The sequence below is a fragment of the Blautia sp. MSK.20.85 genome, assembly GCF_013317245.1.
Taxonomy (GTDB): Bacteria; Bacillota; Clostridia; order Lachnospirales; family Lachnospiraceae; genus Blautia_A.
The window spans coordinates 1-1,683 of sequence record NZ_JAAIUN010000072.1 but is presented as its reverse complement, the minus strand read 5'-3'; the positions used below and the strand labels follow the sequence as shown (position 1 = coordinate 1,683).

Genomic DNA, 1,683 nt, shown 5'->3' with positions numbered 1-1,683 from the left:
TTGACACTCCCCACAGCTAAAGCAGGGGGATTCTTGCTTCTCCCACTACTGCATTGGCAAACACCTTACGGTACTGCAATGTCTTACACAGTGTCCACAAGCTATATTTATACTGTTCCCGTATGCCCTACGGTACAGTTTTTATCTTTATGCAGACTGCATCTGCAGTCCTTTTTTCAGAATATTGATACTTGCATTCGTATCCCGGTCATGAACCGCATGGCATTTGGGACACTCCCAGATACGAATGCCCAGATTTTTTATCCGTGGATTTCTGTAGCCACAACAGCTGCAGGTCTGACTGCTCGGATACATCGTTGGTACTCTGTGAATTTCATTTCCATACCAGCCAGCTTTATATTCCAGCATTTCAAAAAATTTTGCCCAGGAAACACTCGCTATCGATTTTGACAGTTTATGATTCCGGATCATCCCCTTAACATTCAGATCTTCAATACAGATGGTTTGGTTTTCACGCACCAGCATCGTTGACTGTTTCTGCAGGAAATCATTCCGCTGATTGGTTACTTTCTCATACACTCTTGCCACCCTGATCCGCTGCTTCTCGCGGTTATGGGAATCTTTTTGTTTTCGGGAAAGCCTGCGCTGTTCTCTTATGAGTTTTCGCATTGAGCGTTCCAGATATCTGGGATTTGATACCGTATTTCCATTACTGTCGGAGTAGAACGCTTTGATCCCGACATCAATCCCTATCGTTCCGCCAGCATTTGAGCGTGGTTCCGGTTCAAAATCAACATTTAAAACCGCAAAATATTTTCCAGCCGGTGTGTGCTCAATGATCACGTGATTAATCTTTTCCACTTCCATCGACTGCCGTATTTTAACAGATCCAAGTTTCGGAAGTTTGATATATCTTCCCACAATACGAATATTATCTTTTTGATTTACCGTTCTGTATGACTGGAACCGGTTATGTTTACTTTTGAAGGTTGGATAGGAAGCCCGTTTCTCAAAGAAATTCACAAATCCCCGGTCGAGATCCCGCAAAGACTGCTGTAATGCAATGGAATCTGCTGCTTTCAGAAAGGCAAACTCCTCTTGCTTTTTCAGTTCAGTCAGCATGGCGGAAGTCTGGGAATAGCCGATCTTTTCCCCATTTTCATAGCCTTCCTTACGCATGGCAAGTCCCCGGTTGTAGATGAACCGGCAGCATCCCAGGGTCTGATGGATGAAGTTTTTCTGTTCTCTGTTCGGGTAGATTCTAAATTTAATTCCTTTTTGCATTATCCCATCTTATCCTTTTGTCTCTGCGATGTTTTCTGGTTTTCAATATACTGTTTTACTGTTTCCTGCGGAGCACCGCCCACCGTCGATACAAAATAGCTGTTTGTCCAGAGAGTCGGCATTTTCGTTTTAAGATAGGGAAATTCCTGTCTTAAAATTCTGGACGTATAGCCTTTAAATGACTTTACAGCTTTGTGGATGCCAAACTGAGGATCTACTTCCAAAAGCATATGAACATGGTCTGGCATGATCTCCATTTCCAGAATGTCTACAGAAAGATTTGCAGCATACTCTGTGAGCAGCTCCTTCAGCCGGACGTCCACACCGTTAATTAATACTTTTCGTCTATACTTTGGACACCATACTACATGGTATTTACAGGAATAGACGACATTGTTGTTTGATTTATATGTTGTGTTCATATTTGTATTATACTAT

General features: G+C 42.5%; 2 protein-coding genes. Both read right to left on the bottom strand.

Going from position 1 to position 1,683, the window contains the following annotated elements:
* Positions 1–147: 147 nt before the first annotated feature.
* Positions 148–1,245 (bottom strand): IS200/IS605 family element RNA-guided endonuclease TnpB, encoded by a 1,098-nt coding sequence (gene tnpB / locus G5B12_RS16885; RefSeq protein WP_174088932.1) that lies wholly within the window; start codon positions 1,243–1,245, stop codon positions 148–150.
* On the bottom strand, positions 1,245–1,667 hold the full coding sequence (gene tnpA, locus G5B12_RS16880; protein ID WP_059086645.1) for an IS200/IS605 family transposase: 423 nt from the start codon (positions 1,665–1,667) through the stop codon (positions 1,245–1,247). Before tnpA ends, tnpB begins: the two co-directional genes overlap by 1 nt.
* Positions 1,668–1,683: the final 16 nt, after the last annotated feature.

Excerpts from the sequence above, each read along its gene's own strand:
- tnpA (WP_059086645.1), bottom strand. The coding sequence starts at position 1,667 with ATGAACACAACATATAAATCAAACAACAATGTCGTCTATTCCTGTAAA.
- tnpB (WP_174088932.1), bottom strand. The coding sequence starts at position 1,245 with ATGCAAAAAGGAATTAAATTTAGAATCTACCCGAACAGAGAACAGAAA.